The following is a 16,101-nucleotide window of genomic DNA, read 5'->3' as shown; positions in this document are numbered from 1 at the left end:
GCTGCGCAATCCCGCCCAAAATTATTTCTTCCCTAAAAGAAAACGTAGTGCCTACGTCTGCCTGAAATCAGCTAATTACTTATCAAATAAAGAAATTTATTTTCGAGGTGTCAAAGTTCTGTGAAAAATATGTCCAGTTTTCAAAGGTCCGGTAAGATTGAAACAAAGGGTCAAGCCCCCTTGTTTATTTGATTCTGCCTATATACTCCATTGCCGCGGCAATGTCTTTTTGAATAAAAACTTCAACAACTTCCGGTATTTTTTCTAATGAATTCCGGATTGTTTTTTCTTCCTGTGAAGAGAAATTCTGAAGGACATATTTTTCCCATGGGATATTATCCGGAGAACCGATCCCGATTCTTAATCTCGGGAAATCCTTTGAACCAAGGCTTTCAATAACGGATGTCATTCCGTTATGCCCGCCGGCGCTGCCTTTCGGGCGGATGCGGAATTTTCCTAAAGGCAAGTTTAAATCATCATAAATAAGCAGTATTTTTGCAAAATCGATAGCTTTTTTTTGGGCAAGATATGAAACAGCCTCTCCGCTTTTATTCATAAAAGTAAGAGGTTTTAATAAAATTACCTTTTCATTTTGAATTTCGTCTTTGCCAATTTCGTAAAAATCCTCGTGTTTCCGAAGTAAAATATCATATTTGGCGGATAATTCATCAATTGCCATAAAACCAAGGTTGTGTCTTGTTTTTTCGTATTTTTTACCCGGATTGCCGAGGCCAACCAGAAGATACATGATAAATTCCTTATGAAATATTATCGCAATTTATAACCTTGGATTGAATATCGCGAAATAAAAAAGGGTCAAGCAGCAAGGGTCAAGAGAGTTATTTTACCCTTGCCCCTCAACCCATGACCCTTATCACTCTGTTTATTTTTTCCCTTTCTCTTCTTTCTTTTCTTCTTTCTTCGCCGGTTCTTTCTTTCCTGCCTCTTTCTTTTCGCCTTCAGCAGCTTCTTCGCCTTCTTTCTTTTCTTTACCTATTACTTCAGGTTCAGCCTTTGCTGCCGCTGCTTCAGCTTCAACTTCAGCAGGTGTCTTTACCTCTTCTTTAGAAGGCGCTAAAACGGTTGCCGCGGTTTTATCTTTAGAGGTTAAAATTGTTATTCCTTCTATCGAGGCTATACTGTTTACTGTTAAAGAATGTCCTATAGTAAGGCTTGATACATCCAGCGTGAATTTTTCGGGTATTTTCATCGGAAGCGCTTTAATTTCTAAATGCCGCAAGACCTGTTCCAGAACGCCGCCGTCTTTGACCCCGGCCGGAATTCCGACCAATTCAATGGGAACGGTAGTTATGAGTTCTTTATCCAGAGATATTTCCTGGAAATCAACATGAATGATATCATCACTGACTATATCATATTGTATATCTTTAAGGAGAGTTGTTTTTTTTGTTTCTCCCTCTTTCTCTTTTATGGCTAAATTAATTATTGCATGCCCGCCGTGTACTTTTTTAGCTATTTTCTTGAATTCTTTTAAATCAAATTCAAGAGGCAGGGATTTCCCGCTTCCATACAGGACGCCGGGGATTATTTCCTGTTTTCTGATCCGGCGGGACGCATTAGTGCCTTTTTGGATTCTTGTTTTTGCTTCAAATTGAAATACTTCCATAAATTTTCCCTTTCTAAGTGTGATTACACTGATAAAAAACAATGAACGTTATACAAAAAGCGAGCTTACAGAATTATTTTTGTAAATCCGGATAATAGCCTCGCCTAATAAATTAGATACAGATAAAACTTTTATTTTTGGGGAATATTTGTTTTCAGGCAACGGGATAGTGTCAGTAATTACTATTTGTTCTATTGGAGATCCGTTTATCCTTTCAATTGCCGGTCCCGATAAAATACCATGTGTGCCCGCGGCGAATATTTTATTCGCTCCCTGTTCTTTTAAAGCCTGGGCAGCTTTGGTCAAAGTCCCCGCAGTATCTATTATATCATCAAGAATTATGATATTTCTATTTCTAATTTCACCTATGATATGGCATACCGCTGCTTCATTTTTGGCTATCCTTCGTTTGTCAATTATGGCCAAAGAGGAATCATGCAGCCTTTTTGCGAAAGCCCTCGCTCTTTCAACACCCCCGGCATCGGGAGATACGACCACAGGTTCTTTTATTAGATTTGTAAAATGGCTAAGAAGGACCGGTGTTGCGAAAAGATTATCCACGGGAATGTCAAAAAAGCCTTGTATCTGTCCCGCATGGAGATCCATGGTCAGTAACCTGTCGATTCCAGCCTCGGTCATTAAATTAGCGACAAGTTTGGCGGTTATCGGGACCCTCGGCTCGGTTTTTCTGTCCTGCCTGGCGTAGGAAAAGTATGGAATTACAGCCGTGATTTTACTGGCAGATGACCTTCTTAATGCATCCACCATGATTAACAGCTCCATCAGGTTGTTATTTACCGGGCTGCAAAGAGATTGAATAATAAACACTTCAGCCCCGCGGACATTTTCAGTGATTTTCACAAGTATTTCGCCGTCGCTGAAAACTGAAGTTTCAGAATTTCCCAGTGGAAGTTTCAGATATTTACAAATATTTTCGGCAAGATTTATATTTGCGGTCCCGCTGAATATTTTTATTTCGTGATTAACAGATGTCATATTTTCTCCTGTTTTTTACTTTTAAATTTTCTTTTTGCACCGTCCGCAATATTAACTTGTTTTATTCTTGATAGAGATAGAGCGTTTGAAGGCACATCTTTGGTAATAGTGGAACCAGCTCCTATTAATGATCCTTTTCCGATTTTTACGGGAGCGATCAACTGGGAATCACTTCCAATAAAAGCGTTATCCCCCACAGTTGTTTGATATTTTTTAATACCGTCATAGTTACAGGTTATTGTTCCCGCTCCAATATTGACATTATTTCCTATTATACTGTCACCCAGGTAAGATAAATGCCCGATCTTTGTTTTTTTGCCTACAGAAGTTTTTTTGACTTCCACGAAACTGCCTATGTGTGAGTCATTATCAATTATGCTTCTGGGCCTGATATGCGTAAATGGCCCAATAGTGGTTTTGTCTTTTATAGTGCTTTCTTTTAGAACTGAAAAAAATATTTCACTTCTATTTCCGATGATACAATTTTTTATTTTCACCTGGGGACCTAAAGAACAGTTTTTTCCTATGATGTTTTTCCCTTCAATTATAGAAAAAGGATAAATTATGGTGTCCGTCCCGATTTTAGTATTTTCAGAAATAAAAGTGGTACCCGGGTCAGTGATGGTTATTCCCGAGAGCATGAGACGGTCAAGTATTTTCTTCCGTTTATAATTTTCCGCCCATGCGAGGTCAATTTTTGTGTTTATACCCCGGATTTCATTCTCATTATTTATAAGGAATGTAGATATATTATGTCCTCTGGAATTTAGAATTTCGATAACATCCGTGAGATAATATTCTTTTTTATTGTTGTCCGCCCGTATATTTTTTAAAGCCCTGAATAGAGCGTTTGTTTCAAAACAATAAATGCCCGTATTAATTTCGTCTATGTTTTTTTCGCCAGGCAAAGCATCAAGCTCTTCAACAATCTTTTTGATTTTTCCGTTTTCTTTAACGATTCTTCCATAACCAAACGGATTTTTTAGCCGGCAGGTAAGCACAGTTACTGACGCTTGGGAATTTTGATGTTGTTTTAAAAGGTTTTTTAGCGTATCCGCTGAAATAAAGGGGGTGTCAGCGCATAAGACCGTTAATGTGCCGTTTTTGTTTTTGAAATAACTGCCTAACTGGCTTATGGCATGCCCGGTACCTAATTGTTTATCTTGAATTACAGGGATTACCCGCTCAGGCAGATTTTCCAAAAATATCTCTTTTTGATGGCCGATAATCGCAAATATATTTTTTACGGCAAGGGTATCTATTGTATCAAAAACATACTGGATCATTGGTTTCCCGCAAATAGGATGCAAAACTTTTGGGTAATTGCTTTTCATCCTTGTTCCTTTGCCGGCCGCTAAAACGGCGGCATAATTATCAGCGTTTTTTCTGTTCATAAGGCATATAACATATCATATAACCTTGGAATTGTCAAGATTACTCTTGAATTTTGTCAAATTGATGCCTAAATTCGCCTTTTTTCTTGACTGGCTGACGTTATTAAAGTAGAATTACTAAAAATAAGGAGTCATTGTATGTGCGGGATAATAGGTTACATAGGCAATAAACAGGTTGTTCCTATATTGCTGGATGGTTTGCAGAGGCTGGAATATCGCGGGTATGATTCCGCGGGTGTGGCAGTTTTTAGCAATGGAAAGATTGAACGCCGCAGAATAGAAGGGAAAATTGCCGGGTTAAAAGAAAAACTCTCGAAAGAAACAATTGACGGTTTTGCCGGCATAGGTCATACCCGGTGGGCTACACACGGAAGGCCTACAGAGGAAAACGCACATCCTCATATTGATTGTAAAAATGAAATGGTTTTGGTGCATAACGGGATAATTGAAAATTATTTTACTCTTAAACAAGAATTGAAAGAACTGGGACATAAATTTGTGTCTGATACCGATACCGAGGTTTTAGCCCATTTAATTGAAGAAAACAGTAAAAGTGAAAATTTATTGGAATCAATAGTTAAATCACTAAAAGAAGTTGAAGGGTCATACGCGTTGGCAATATTTTCGTTCAAAACGCCTGATAAATTATATGCCGCCCGTTTGGGCAGCCCTTTAATTATTGGTGTCGGGGAGGGAGAATATTTTATAGCGTCGGATGTTTTGGCAATACTTAGTTATACAAAAAAGGTAATTTTTCTTGAAGACGGGGAAATCGCGGAAATTTCAAAAAAGGGCCTGCAGATATATAATATTGACTCTTTGGAACGGTCAGACAAAAAGGTCCAGTTAATTTTATGGGATCCGATCACTGCGGAAAAAAGCGGTTACCGGCATTTCATGTTAAAAGAGATTTACGAACAGCCGCGTGTCATTGAAGAAAATATAAAAAGCAGGCTTTCAAAAGATAAAGAAGAGATATACCTGGATCTGCCGAATCTGCCCGGCAAGGATTTGGAAGGTATAAAAAAGATAATAATTATCGCGTGCGGGACTTCATATCATGCAGGGCTGGTCGGCAAGTTTATCCTCGAAAAGATTCTAAGGATCCCGGTTGAAGTGGATATCGGTTCGGAATTTCGTTACAGGGACCCTATAATTGATAAAAATACAATGTTTGTAGCTATCAGCCAGTCGGGAGAAACTGCTGATACAATTGCCGCCGTAAAAGAGGCGCAAAAAAGCGGTGCTAAAATAATTTCGATATGCAATGTCTTAGACAGCAGTATTACAAGGCTATCGCATGGAGTAGTTTATACGCACGCCGGCCCCGAAGTGGGGGTCGCTTCAACTAAAGCATTTACCGCGCAGCTGACTGCTTTATATCTTTTGGCCTTATACCTTGGAAAATTACGAAGCAGTATTTCAAAAATAGAATTAATAGAGGTGATTGATGAATTATTAAAGCTTCCTAAGAAGGTTGAAGTAATATTAAATAATGATAAAGATATTATTAAATGCAGCAAAACATATTTCAAATACAAAAACTTTTTGTATCTTGGAAGGGGGGTAAATTATCCTATTGCGCTTGAAGGCGCTTTAAAATTAAAGGAAATCTCTTACCTCCACGCTGAAGGGTATCCCGCGGGAGAGATGAAACACGGTCCGATTGCTTTAATTGACGAAAACATGCCTGTAGTGGCCGTGGTCCCGCATGGCCAGGTTTATGATAAAATGATCAGTAATTTAAGAGAAGTTCAGGCAAGGCAGGGTATTATTGCTGCGGTTGGCTATAAAGATGATAAGATAGTGAAAGAAATGTCAGATTGTTTTTTTACTATTCCTGAAACAATAGAAATATTAACTCCTGTTCTTTCAATTATCCCTTTGCAGCTTTTGGCGTATCATATAGCCTTGCGTTTAGGAGTTGATATCGACCAGCCAAGAAATTTGGCAAAGAGTGTAACGGTGGAATGATGGGGAAAAATTCAAGATTCAAGATTGAAAATTCAAAATTTTTGTTATGTTTATTATTTGTTTTCTTATCCGGAAGGATAGTGTCAGCGGCATTTTACGACAATGCCTTTGCCTATTGTAGGATTAATCTCGAAAAAAGCGCCAATCAGGATATACTGGGTCTTGTAAATGAAATTTTGGAAAAGAACTCAAAGAATTCTTTAAAAAATGAAGCTGTTTTGAAAGCTGTTTCTTTAATTTCTATCAGGGATATTAAAGGATATGCATTCCCTGAAAATAAAAACGGGCAAATGGATTACCTGGTGGTTATTGATTTGGCAGATAAATTTTCCATGGAGGTCGCGGGGAAAACAATTGAGATTGAGGTGAAGGATAAAGACAGCCTTGCAAGGGCGAGAATGGCAGCTTTAGAGAAATTATTGAAAGAATCTCTGGGCGGAAATGACAGGCTGAAATCAATAGAAATTCTTCAAAATAAAATATTTTTTAACGGGGAGAAAGAAAACAGGGGAAAGCTGTCTTCCTTTGTTATTATGCCCGGTAAAATAATATTAGCCAGTAATAAAATTTTAATCAGGAGGTTTTTAAAAGAAAAACTGAAAAGCGGGGAAAAAATCGAAAGGTTTGGTGAAATTGCCAAAAATATTTCATTACAAAAGGGGGGTGTGGTATTTTTTGACAATAAGAACAGCGATTTTACTAAATTTGTTCAAAAAATAGCCGCAAAAAAGGACGTTCAGGTCCCTGATTTTTGGACACAGATAGCGAAGGCGGGTTTTTCTTTTGAACAGGTAAGTCCTGAAAAAATAAAAGCTAATTTAGCGGTTTATGTCCCAAAAAAATCAAGCGAAGCCCTTGAGAAAGAGATACGATCTTTAGAATCATATGGGGACCTAAAAATAAAAAAAGAGAATAATCCAGGTAACGATTATTTGTATATATTGGCTGATTTTATATTAAATAAAGATTCTATAGATAAATTTATCGATATTAATTGATTTTCGGGGTTTTTATTAAATTATGGAAATATTTAAGAGAAAAAACATATTAAAAATAGCTGTAATTGGTGCAAATGGGATGTTGGGCTCCGATTTATGCGATATACTTCTCAAAAAAAAAGAATTTGAAGTAATTCCTTTTTACGGCCCGGTCACAGGTAACCGGTTTTCTGAAATTGAGTTTAAAGAAGAGGAAAAGATAGATATTACATCAATGTCCGATACGGAATTGAAAATTTTTGAGGTTAAACCTGATGTTATCATCCATACAGCGGCTTATACAGATGTCGATGGATGTGAATTAAATAAAGAAAAGGCTTATTTGATAAACGGTACGGGGACACAAAATGTTGCGCAGGCCGCAAAAAAAAGCGGAGCATTTTTGATTTATATAAGTACCGATTATGTTTTTGATGGTGAGAATAAAAATGCTTATCTGGAAAATGATGCGCCTAATCCGATGAGTATTTATGGAAAATCAAAATTGGATGGTGAGAAGTTTGTGCAGGGTATTTTGGATAAGTGGGCCATTGTCCGTATATCATGGTTATTTGGTATTAACGGCAGGAATTTTGTTAAAACTATTTTAAAGCAAATAGAATCCGGCAAAAATTTAAAGGTTGTTAATGACCAGGTTGGATCGCCTACTTACACCAGGGATTTATCAAAGGGTATAAATGAGTTTTTGGAAAAAGGCTGTAAAACAGGCATATATCATTTAACTAATCAGGGATTTTGCAGCTGGTTTGAATTTGCTGAAAAAATTGTTGAATTATCAGGCAATATTAATAAGATTATAGTTGAACCAATAGATTCTTCACAACTGGCACGTCCGGCTAAAAGGCCGCGTAATTCTGTTTTGGAAAATTATGCCTGGAAGACAAAAGGTTATGCTCTTCTCCAAAATTGGGAAGAAGCATTGAAAGATTATTTAGGAGAGGAGAAAAAATGAACGTTCCGTTAGTAGATATGAGAAGGCAGTACAACTTAATAAAGGAAGAAATTGATGCAGCTGTCAAAAGAGTTATGGAGAGCGGCAGGTATATTATGGGAGAAGAAGTAGAGTCGTTTGAGGATGAATTGGCCCGTTATTGCGGCACTAAATATGCAATAGGTGTTTCGTCGGGTACTGATGCCCTGTATTTGGCCCTGAGGGTATTCGATATCGGACATGGAGATGAAGTTATCAGTGTTCCTTTCACGTTTATGGCAACAACTGAAGCGATTTGTCTGGCCGGCGCCAGGCCCGTATTTGTTGATATTGATCCAAGGACATTTAATATGGATACAAGTAAAATAGAGAAAGCAATAACCAGAAAAACCAGGGCAATCATGCCTGTCCATTTATACGGGTATCCGGCAGATATGGACCCTATAATTAAACTCGCAAAAAAGTATAAATTGGTTGTTATTGAAGATGCCGCGCAGGCTATCGGCGCGGAATATAAAGGAAAACAAGCCGGTACTATTGGTGATATCGGCACTTTGAGTTTTTTCCCTTCAAAAAATCTGGGGGCCTGCGGAGACGCCGGGGCGGTATTAACTAATAGAAAAGATTTGGTGCGCAAACTTAAGATGCTTCGGGAACACGGTTCTCTGAAAAAGTATTTTCATGATTTTATAGGGACAAACAGCCGTCTGGATGCTTTACAGGCAGCTGTATTGAAGGTTAAAATAAAGCATCTTGACAGATGGACGGAGAAAAGAAGAGAATTTGCAAAGATTTATAATAATATGCTTAAACCCACTGAAAATATGGTCCTCCCTGTCGAATTTCCCGGGAATAAACACGTCTATAATCAGTATACACTATGTATAAAAAAGAGAGAAAATTTAAAAAATTACCTGGAAAATAATGAAATCCAGAGTGTTTCTTATTATCCTCTTCCCATGCATTTACAAAAGGCCTTTAAGTTTCTGAACTATAAAAAAGGTGATTTTTTAGAAAGTGAAAGAGCTGCCAGGACGGTCTTATCGATTCCAATCTGGCCTGAATTAGGTAATGAAAAAATAATTTATGTTGCAGAAAAGATAAATGAATATTACAGAAAAAGCAGGAAGATTGCCTTGACAAGACAAAAAAAATGAGTATAATTATGAAATCTTAAATTCGGCAAATTTTTAATTTCAAAATCTCTTTTTGCTTGGCCCGTCCGCCTGAGGCGGAGGGTTACAGGTTCAAATAGTGAAGTAAATTGTTTGAAATATAAGGGCGATTAGCTCAGTTGGTTAGAGCACCTGCCTTACACGCAGGGGGCCACAGGTTCGAGTCCTGTATTGCCCACCAGTTTTTTGCGCTAAGCGCAAAAAACGGAGAATTGAAAATCGAAAATAAAAAATTGAATGAGGAGAAATTTTGTTCTATTTTCGAATTTCGAATCTCGATTTTCTATTTGCGGGGTCGTAGTTCAGTTGGTTAGAACGCTGGCCTGTCAAGTCAGAGGTCACCGGTTCAAGTCCGGCCGGCCCCGCCATCAAATTTTCGATACATTTGTATCGAAAATTTGCAGTAGTTAGTAATTAGTAGTTTGTAATTTGGGTGCGGAATATTTTAAAATTTAAAATAGAAAATTTGATCCCAAATTACAAACTACACACACAAATTGCATTTTTTAATCAGATATAAAGAGTTTTTTGCAGCAAATAGGAGGATAAATAAAAATGAGTAAAAAAAATATTTTCTTGTTTTTATGTTTTTTTATCTTGTTTGCATACCCGATATCCGCGGATGAATATCATAATCAGCAGGTTTTGGTGGGGGAAAAAGCCGCGGGACTTGGCGGAACATTTGTCGGCATAGGAGATGGTGCAGAGGCCTGTTATTATAACCCGGCAGGCTTGACTCAGTTAAAAATATCCTATCTTTCAGTTTCTTCACAAATATTTGAGTATAAAGCAATTAAAGGAAAATTTCTTGCTGATTCCAAAGAAAAACTTACCTCTTTGTCTTTTGTCCCTTCCTTCTGGGGGATGGCAAAAGACGCAGGAGAATACAAATTTGGTTTTTCTATTGTTGTACCCGAATATGATGCGTATAAAATGCATGAACAATATAGTGATTTGCAGATGGGAAGTATTATTTTTAATAATATCAGGGTTGATCAGGTAAGTAACGATCAGACTTATTTGATAGGGCCAAGTATCGCAAAAATATTAAACCCGAGATTTTCCCTGGGATTTACAGTGTATTTTCGTTATTTGGATATTGCAAATCGTGATACTTATTATTATAAGGCAAGTGATTCAGTATCGGAATTGAGAGCGGAAAATAATTCTGAAAACAGCGGAAAAGGTTTAGGAGGAATGGGAGTAGTTGGATTTTTATATAAACCAGCAGATAAAATTAACATTGGGTTGACCTTCAAAACAGGCAGTCAAATATCAAACACAATAGACATAATTGAAAGAAATTATACTTATACCGCCTCATTAGGCAGTACGAGCGGCAAATTCAATAATTATTATCTTGAAAAACAGGTAAGTTACACATCTATTGTTCCGCCAAGTTTTATACTTGGATTAAAATGGGAGGCAGATAAAAAATTATGTTTTGCGACAGATATCACTTATATGTTTCCCGTGGGTTATGATAAAGAAATTTATCAATTGAATTTATCGTTAAAGGATTACGAAAAGAAAATATCGAGGGTTGAAATTAATGAAGTAATAAACCTCAATTTTGGGTCTGAATATATGCTTGATAACAATGTGCCTTTTAGATTCGGTTTTTTTACAGACAGGTCCACCGCGCCAAAAGTTAAAGATAACGGCACATCCCAGCCAATGCATATTGATAATTATGGTATATCAGTTAGTTCAGGTATTCTTTCCCAGAATTCAAGCATGATATTTGGAATAAAATATGGCTGGGGAAGCGGACGAATGACAAATTTGGATTTTTCATCAGGGAACATTGTTGTGGATAAAGTAAAAAGCGTAAATTATGCCTTTAATTTATCAGGCTCATACAATTTTTAGTTTTTCTAACATATTTTTAAGTTTTGTTCTTGGAAGGCCTATAATATTATCTTCCGGACCTGAAAATTTGGAAATTAAATATTTTCCTCTTCCTTGTAAAGCATAGGCTCCTGCTTTATCCATGGGTTCGGATGTTTTGATATATTCATTAATTATTTGAGGGGAGAGCGTTTTAAACCAAACTGTGCTTTTTGCGAAGCCAGAAATAAATTTAGATGATTTTGTATCAATAACGGCCAGACCAGTAATAACAAGATGTTTTTTTCCGGATAAAAGTGAGAGTATCCGGAAGGCATCTTTTTTGTTTTTTGGCTTACCTATAATTTTATCCCCTAGAACAATAACAGTATCTGCCCCGATAATGATGTTATTTTTATTTTTTTGAGAAATATATTTTGTTTTTTTCAACGCGAGATTTTCAGCAATTCTGGAAGGTGAAAGTTTTGGAAAAGATATATTCTCCTTAATATTGGCGGGAATAGCTTTAAATTTAATCCCGAGGCTTTTTAACAATTTTTTCCGCCTGACAGAAGCGGAAGCCAAAATTATACCTTTGTTGTCTTTGAGCATGCTCATAATCTAAAACAAGGGGTCTTGCCCCCTTGTTACAGAGTGTTATTTTACTTGTTAATTTTATTTAGTCAATATAAAAATGCGTAATATCAAAATGACCCTGGAATATTGCGGTATTAATTACCGCGGTTGGGCAAAACAACCGGGATTTTTAACAATAGAAGGTGTTTTATCGGATAGATTGGAAGAAATACTTAAAGAAAAGCCCGGTTTAATAGCAGCTGGACGGACAGACGCGGGAGTTCATGCAAAAGCACAGGTGGTTAATTTTTTTACAAAAAGATCGATTCCAAACGAAGGGCTAAAAAAGGCTTTAAATGCTTTATTACCGGGTGACATCCGGGTGTTAAAAGTAAAAGATGCACCTTTTGAGTTTCACAGCCGGTTTTCAGCAAAAAAAAAGGACTACCAGTATGTTATTTCTAAAAAATATTCGGTTTTTGAAAAAGGATTAGTTTTTTATTGTCCTTATAATCTGGATATAAATATTATGCGGGAAGCAGCGCGCCTTTTTACCGGGAGCCGCAATTTTAAAAAATTTTCATTAACTGACAAGAGAAGGGAAAAAATAAATACAGTCAGAAATTTATATAAATTGGGTATTATTGCCAAACAGGATAAGATTATTTTAAATTTTTCAGGAGAGAGTTTTTTAAGAGGAATGATTAGGCAAATTGGCGGGATATTGCTTGAGGTGGGAAGAGGGAGATTTAACCCTGATATTATAAAAAAGGCGCTAAAATCAAATATTCCAATGAAAGAAAAATGGACTTTACTCCCTGCGGATGGACTGTATCTTGTAAAAGTCTATTATTGATATATACGGAATTCGATTGACGTGTTTAAAAATTTGGCATATATAACAATTTTATCATGTCATTTATGGAGTTTTTTATTATGCCTTTTGTGTCAGAAGAGATAATTGATAAAATCAGGGAACGGAATGATATTGCCGATGTCATTTCAGAATATGTCTCATTGAAGCACAGCGGTGCTAATTTTAAGGCACTATGTCCTTTTCATGCAGAAAAGACCCCGTCATTCATTGTAAATACACAGAAGCAGATATTCCATTGTTTTGGATGCGGTATGGGAGGGAACGTTTTTAGCTTTTTGATGAAAATAGAAAACATTGAATTTCCGGATGCTTTAAAACTACTTGCAGAACGGTCAGGAATTGAAATTTCTTATAAAGAAGGACAAGATACCGCGGAAAAGGAAAGAAAAAGGTTGTTGAAATTAATGAATGAGGCAAGTGAATATTATCATAAAAATCTGCTTCATTCAGAAGAGGCGGCTGATGCGAGGCGATATTTAAAAGGCAGGGAAATAAATGGGAGGATCGCTTCCAGATACAAACTGGGATATTCTTCCTTAAAAATAAAAGACGATTTTTTGAGCAGGGGATTTTCGCCCGGTGAAATGTTGTCGGCAGGCCTTTTGGTAAAAGGTGAAAGCGGTGATTATCCCAAGTTTAGAAACAGGATTATTTTTCCGATATTTGATACCAAAAACAGGGTCGTAGGTTTTGGCGGGCGCGTTCTGGATGCCAGCCTTCCTAAGTATCTGAATTCACCAGATACTAGAATATATCATAAAGGTGAAATTTTATACGGACTAAATTTTGCAAAGGAAAATATCCGCAGTGAAGGTAGTGTGTTTATAGTCGAAGGATATTTTGATCTTATCCGGATGCAGATTGCAGGGATGGAAAATACTGTTGCAACGCTTGGAACGGCTTTGACCGCCGGCCAAATTCGCCAGTTAAGCCGGTTGTGCGAGCGGATATATTTTGTATATGACCCGGATACAGCCGGACAGTCAGCGGCATTGAGAGGAATGGAATTAGTAAAAAAAGAGGGTATTGATGTAAAAGTTCTTTGCCTGCCGGACAACAAGGACCCTGACATTTTTCTTCTTTCAAAGAAGAAGGATGCCTTTTTAAAACTGCGGGATTCAGCGTTTGATTTTTTCGATTTTTATTTTAATCAATCTTTGAAGAAAAATGATATCAGGACAATTTCCGGTAAGACCAGGGTCATAGAGGCATTGGCAGATATTATTTATAACTCATCAAATCCAATTGAAAAAGATAATTATATTAAAAAAATTGCCGATAAGCTCTACCTTAAAGAGGATATTGTCCTTTTAACCTTGCGGGAATTAAGGGAAGGAAAACGGGGAAATAACACTTTATCAAAAAAAATACATATTGAAAATAAGAATAAAAATATTGAGAAGAGATTAATACAGCTTTTAATAAAAAAACCAAATCTTATTTCGATGACAAAAGAAGAGTTGTCCGGTGAAAATTTTAAAGATATAATATGCGGGCGTCTTTATAAAACACTTGTGAATTCTTATTCTGACGGTAAAGATATTGATATAAACCATATTTTGAATCAATACCAGGGCGAGAAAGAGATACAAAGTGTTTTTTCCGAATTGGTCTGTGAAGAAGTTGATTATCATGAAGATGAGAAAAAGTTTCTTATGGATTATATAAAAAAAATTAAAATTAACACGGTGCAGGACAAACTTAAAATGCTGTCGTCCGAAATAAAATTTTATCAGGAAAAAAATGATGATAGCTGTGTAAAAGATTTATTGAAAAAATACCAGGAATTAAAGAATACAATTCGTCAGAAATTGATTACTTCGTAAAAGGAGGGAAGAAAAGTGAAAAAAGACCTAATGGAATTGGAAGTTACAAAAGAATTGATAAATTTAGGCAAAGAAAGAGGTTATATTACATATAATGAATTAAATGATTTTTTACCGGAAGAAGTAATTCATCCTGACCAGATTGATGAATTTCTTATTAAACTCAAAAAAATGAATATAAATGTGGTTTCCGGTGTCGGGATTGAACATGCGGAAGAAAAAATGCCGCATGAAGAGGTCCTGATTGATTTGTCCATCCCTAAAGGTGTGAAGATAGATGACCCTGTGAGGATGTATCTACGCGCTATGGGGAGGGTCCCGCTTTTGACAAGAGAGGGAGAAGTTAAACTGGCAAAAGCAATTGAATCTGGAGAAAAACATGTAGAGAATCTTGTTATCGGGACTAATTTTATGCTTGATGAAGCGGTTAATTTATATAAAAAATTATCTGAAAAACAAATTAAAATAGAAGATGTGATAAATATCGGGGTCCGGGAAACCCTGACCCCGAATGAGGAAAAAGAGGAATTAAAACGTGTAAAAAAACTTTTACTGGAAATAATAAAGGAAAGAAAAATATTTTTATCTTTAAATAATAAATTAAAAAAGAGCAAGTTAAAGGTAAAGAAAAAAAAGTCAATTCAGACCGATAAGGATAAATCTTATCAAAAATTGATAGAGCTTGTTAAAAAAATTAACTTCAGCCACCGGGAATTTAAAAAGATTGTTTCAAGAATAAAAGGCCAGGTTGCAAGAATCAGAAAAGCAGAAGATGAGATCCATAAAGTAGAACAGTCAACAGGATTAAATGTTTTGGAACTGTTTGATGTTAAAAAACGCGGTTTCAAAAAATTAAGTAGTAGTATAAAAGCCAGGATGAATTCGAATTTAACATTAGATGAAGTTGAGAAGAGAGTCAGAGATATCCATGCTAATTCAAAAAAGATAAAACTAATTGAAGAAGAAACAGGTTATCCAAAAGAACTTCTCAAAGAATTAGTTTTAAAAATAAAGGAAGGCGAGAAAGAAGCTTATAACGCAAAGATGAAACTTGTTGAATCAAATCTAAGATTAGTTATAAGCATTGCAAAGAAATATACTAACCGCGGCCTGCAATTTCTCGATCTTATACAGGAAGGCAATATTGGGTTAATGAGGGCAGTGGATAAATTTGAATATCAGCGGGGTTACAAATTCAGCACTTATGCAACGTGGTGGATCAGGCAGGCGATTACGAGGGCGATTGCCGACCAGGCAAGGACCATTCGCATCCCGGTCCATATGATTGAGGCGATCAATAAACTCGTCCGTGTATCAAGGCAGTTAGTCCAGGAATACGGGCGTGAACCAAGGCCCGAGGAGATAGCGGAGATAATGAAACTCCCGCTGGATCGTGTCAGGAAAATTTTGCGTATAGCGCAGGAACCAATTTCTCTTGAGACACCGATTGGAGAAGAAGATGACAGCCACCTTGGGGATTTTATAGAAGATAAATCAGCCGTTTCACCAGCGCGAGCGGCAACATTTTTAATGCTCCAGGAACAAATGAAAGGTGTATTATCCACCTTAACGGAAAAAGAGGAAAGAGTCCTCAGGCTGCGTTTTGGTATTGGAGACGGATACCCGAGAACTTTGGAAGAAGTAGGAGCAGCTTTCAATGTAACCCGCGAACGGGTAAGACAGATAGAAACAAAGGCATTGCGTAAACTGCGCCATCCAAGCAGGAGTAAAAAACTCCGGGCATTTTTAGAATAATTGTTGCTTTCAATAAAAAAAATTAGTATAATAAAGATTTTGAGATCAGAAAAGGCCGTGTATTTTGTGATAAATTAGTTTTTTGGTATAACAAACAGTTTATATTTATGCTGATTGACAATTGAAAATTGATAATTGTCAA

13 protein-coding genes and 2 tRNA genes are annotated in these 16,101 nt (G+C 36.6%); 10 read left to right on the top strand and 5 right to left on the bottom strand.

Translation table 11 applies throughout. The features are described from left to right. Window positions 1-184: 184 nt before the first annotated feature. The 4 genes from pth to glmU all read right to left on the bottom strand — a co-directional run bounded on the left by pth (window position 185) and on the right by glmU (window position 4,017). On the bottom strand, window positions 185-748 hold the full coding sequence (gene pth, locus AB1498_01315; protein ID MEW6086927.1) for an aminoacyl-tRNA hydrolase: 564 nt from the start codon (window positions 746-748) through the stop codon (window positions 185-187). A gap of 135 nt (window positions 749-883) precedes the next feature. Further along, window positions 884-1,627: a 50S ribosomal protein L25 gene (locus AB1498_01310; GenBank protein MEW6086926.1), complete on the bottom strand. Its 744-nt coding sequence runs from the start codon at window positions 1,625-1,627 to the stop codon at window positions 884-886. A 48-nt stretch (window positions 1,628-1,675) separates the two neighbouring features. Next, window positions 1,676-2,623, bottom strand: a complete 948-nt coding sequence (locus AB1498_01305) for a ribose-phosphate pyrophosphokinase (protein MEW6086925.1) — start codon at window positions 2,621-2,623, stop codon at window positions 1,676-1,678. After that, on the bottom strand, window positions 2,620-4,017 hold the full coding sequence (glmU, locus tag AB1498_01300) for a bifunctional UDP-N-acetylglucosamine diphosphorylase/glucosamine-1-phosphate N-acetyltransferase GlmU (protein ID MEW6086924.1): 1,398 nt from the start codon (window positions 4,015-4,017) through the stop codon (window positions 2,620-2,622). Before glmU ends, AB1498_01305 begins: the two co-directional genes overlap by 4 nt. A 138-nt stretch (window positions 4,018-4,155) precedes the next feature. Between glmU and glmS the strand changes: the two genes are divergently transcribed. From glmS to AB1498_01265, 7 genes are all read left to right on the top strand, one after another. Further along, window positions 4,156-5,991, top strand: coding sequence for a glutamine--fructose-6-phosphate transaminase (isomerizing) (glmS, locus tag AB1498_01295; GenBank protein MEW6086923.1), 1,836 nt, complete (start codon window positions 4,156-4,158; stop codon window positions 5,989-5,991). A gap of 80 nt (window positions 5,992-6,071) precedes the next feature. Beyond that, window positions 6,072-6,989, top strand: coding sequence for a hypothetical protein (locus tag AB1498_01290; GenBank protein MEW6086922.1), 918 nt, complete (start codon window positions 6,072-6,074; stop codon window positions 6,987-6,989). A 22-nt stretch (window positions 6,990-7,011) separates the two neighbouring features. Continuing rightward, a complete protein-coding gene (gene rfbD, locus AB1498_01285) occupies window positions 7,012-7,941 on the top strand; it encodes a dTDP-4-dehydrorhamnose reductase (protein MEW6086921.1) in 930 nt (309 codons plus the stop codon). Continuing rightward, on the top strand, window positions 7,938-9,077 hold the full coding sequence (locus AB1498_01280; protein ID MEW6086920.1) for a DegT/DnrJ/EryC1/StrS family aminotransferase: 1,140 nt from the start codon (window positions 7,938-7,940) through the stop codon (window positions 9,075-9,077). The genes rfbD and AB1498_01280 overlap by 4 nt, the downstream gene beginning before the upstream one ends. Window positions 9,078-9,199: 122 nt before the next feature. Continuing rightward, window positions 9,200-9,276: transfer RNA gene (locus AB1498_01275), tRNA-Val, on the top strand. Between the two features lie 110 nt (window positions 9,277-9,386). Further along, a tRNA-Asp gene (locus tag AB1498_01270) sits at window positions 9,387-9,463 on the top strand. A gap of 187 nt (window positions 9,464-9,650) precedes the next feature. Next, on the top strand, window positions 9,651-10,967 hold the full coding sequence (locus AB1498_01265; protein MEW6086919.1) for an outer membrane protein transport protein: 1,317 nt from the start codon (window positions 9,651-9,653) through the stop codon (window positions 10,965-10,967). Here AB1498_01265 and AB1498_01260 read toward each other — a convergent pair. After that, window positions 10,953-11,537 (bottom strand): Maf family protein, encoded by a 585-nt coding sequence (locus tag AB1498_01260; protein ID MEW6086918.1) that lies wholly within the window; start codon window positions 11,535-11,537, stop codon window positions 10,953-10,955. The genes AB1498_01265 and AB1498_01260 overlap by 15 nt on opposite strands. 82 nt (window positions 11,538-11,619) lie before the next feature. Between AB1498_01260 and truA the strand changes: the two genes are divergently transcribed. The 3 genes from truA (at window position 11,620) to rpoD (ending at window position 15,959) form a co-directional block, all read left to right on the top strand. Further along, window positions 11,620-12,357 carry a tRNA pseudouridine(38-40) synthase TruA gene (truA, locus tag AB1498_01255; protein ID MEW6086917.1) on the top strand — a complete coding sequence of 246 codons (738 nt, stop codon included), beginning with the start codon at window positions 11,620-11,622 and terminating at the stop codon, window positions 12,355-12,357. Between the two features lie 80 nt (window positions 12,358-12,437). Next, window positions 12,438-14,204 (top strand): DNA primase, encoded by a 1,767-nt coding sequence (gene dnaG / locus AB1498_01250; GenBank protein MEW6086916.1) that lies wholly within the window; start codon window positions 12,438-12,440, stop codon window positions 14,202-14,204. 15 nt (window positions 14,205-14,219) lie between these two features. After that, entirely contained in the window at window positions 14,220-15,959 is a 1,740-nt protein-coding gene (gene rpoD, locus AB1498_01245) for an RNA polymerase sigma factor RpoD (protein ID MEW6086915.1), read from the top strand. Window positions 15,960-16,101 lie beyond the last annotated feature (142 nt).

The organism is bacterium (assembly GCA_040754625.1).
Taxonomy (GTDB): Bacteria; JACRDZ01; JAQUKH01; order JAQUKH01; family JAQUKH01; genus JAQUKH01.
This window is presented reverse-complemented; position numbering and strand designations above follow the sequence as displayed.

Bases quoted from the DNA above. Each gene is read 5' to 3' on its own strand.
- pth (MEW6086927.1), bottom strand. From the start codon at position 748: ATGTATCTTCTGGTTGGCCTCGGCAATCCGGGTAAAAAATACGAAAAA.
- AB1498_01310 (MEW6086926.1), bottom strand. From the start codon at position 1,627: ATGGAAGTATTTCAATTTGAAGCAAAAACAAGAATCCAAAAAGGCACT.
- AB1498_01305 (MEW6086925.1), bottom strand. From the start codon at position 2,623: ATGACATCTGTTAATCACGAAATAAAAATATTCAGCGGGACCGCAAAT.
- glmU (MEW6086924.1), bottom strand. From the start codon at position 4,017: ATGAACAGAAAAAACGCTGATAATTATGCCGCCGTTTTAGCGGCCGGC.
- glmS (MEW6086923.1), top strand. From the start codon at position 4,156: ATGTGCGGGATAATAGGTTACATAGGCAATAAACAGGTTGTTCCTATA.
- rfbD (MEW6086921.1), top strand. From the start codon at position 7,012: ATGGAAATATTTAAGAGAAAAAACATATTAAAAATAGCTGTAATTGGT.
- AB1498_01280 (MEW6086920.1), top strand. From the start codon at position 7,938: ATGAACGTTCCGTTAGTAGATATGAGAAGGCAGTACAACTTAATAAAG.
- AB1498_01265 (MEW6086919.1), top strand. From the start codon at position 9,651: ATGAGTAAAAAAAATATTTTCTTGTTTTTATGTTTTTTTATCTTGTTT.
- AB1498_01260 (MEW6086918.1), bottom strand. From the start codon at position 11,537: ATGCTCAAAGACAACAAAGGTATAATTTTGGCTTCCGCTTCTGTCAGG.
- truA (MEW6086917.1), top strand. From the start codon at position 11,620: ATGCGTAATATCAAAATGACCCTGGAATATTGCGGTATTAATTACCGC.
- dnaG (MEW6086916.1), top strand. From the start codon at position 12,438: ATGCCTTTTGTGTCAGAAGAGATAATTGATAAAATCAGGGAACGGAAT.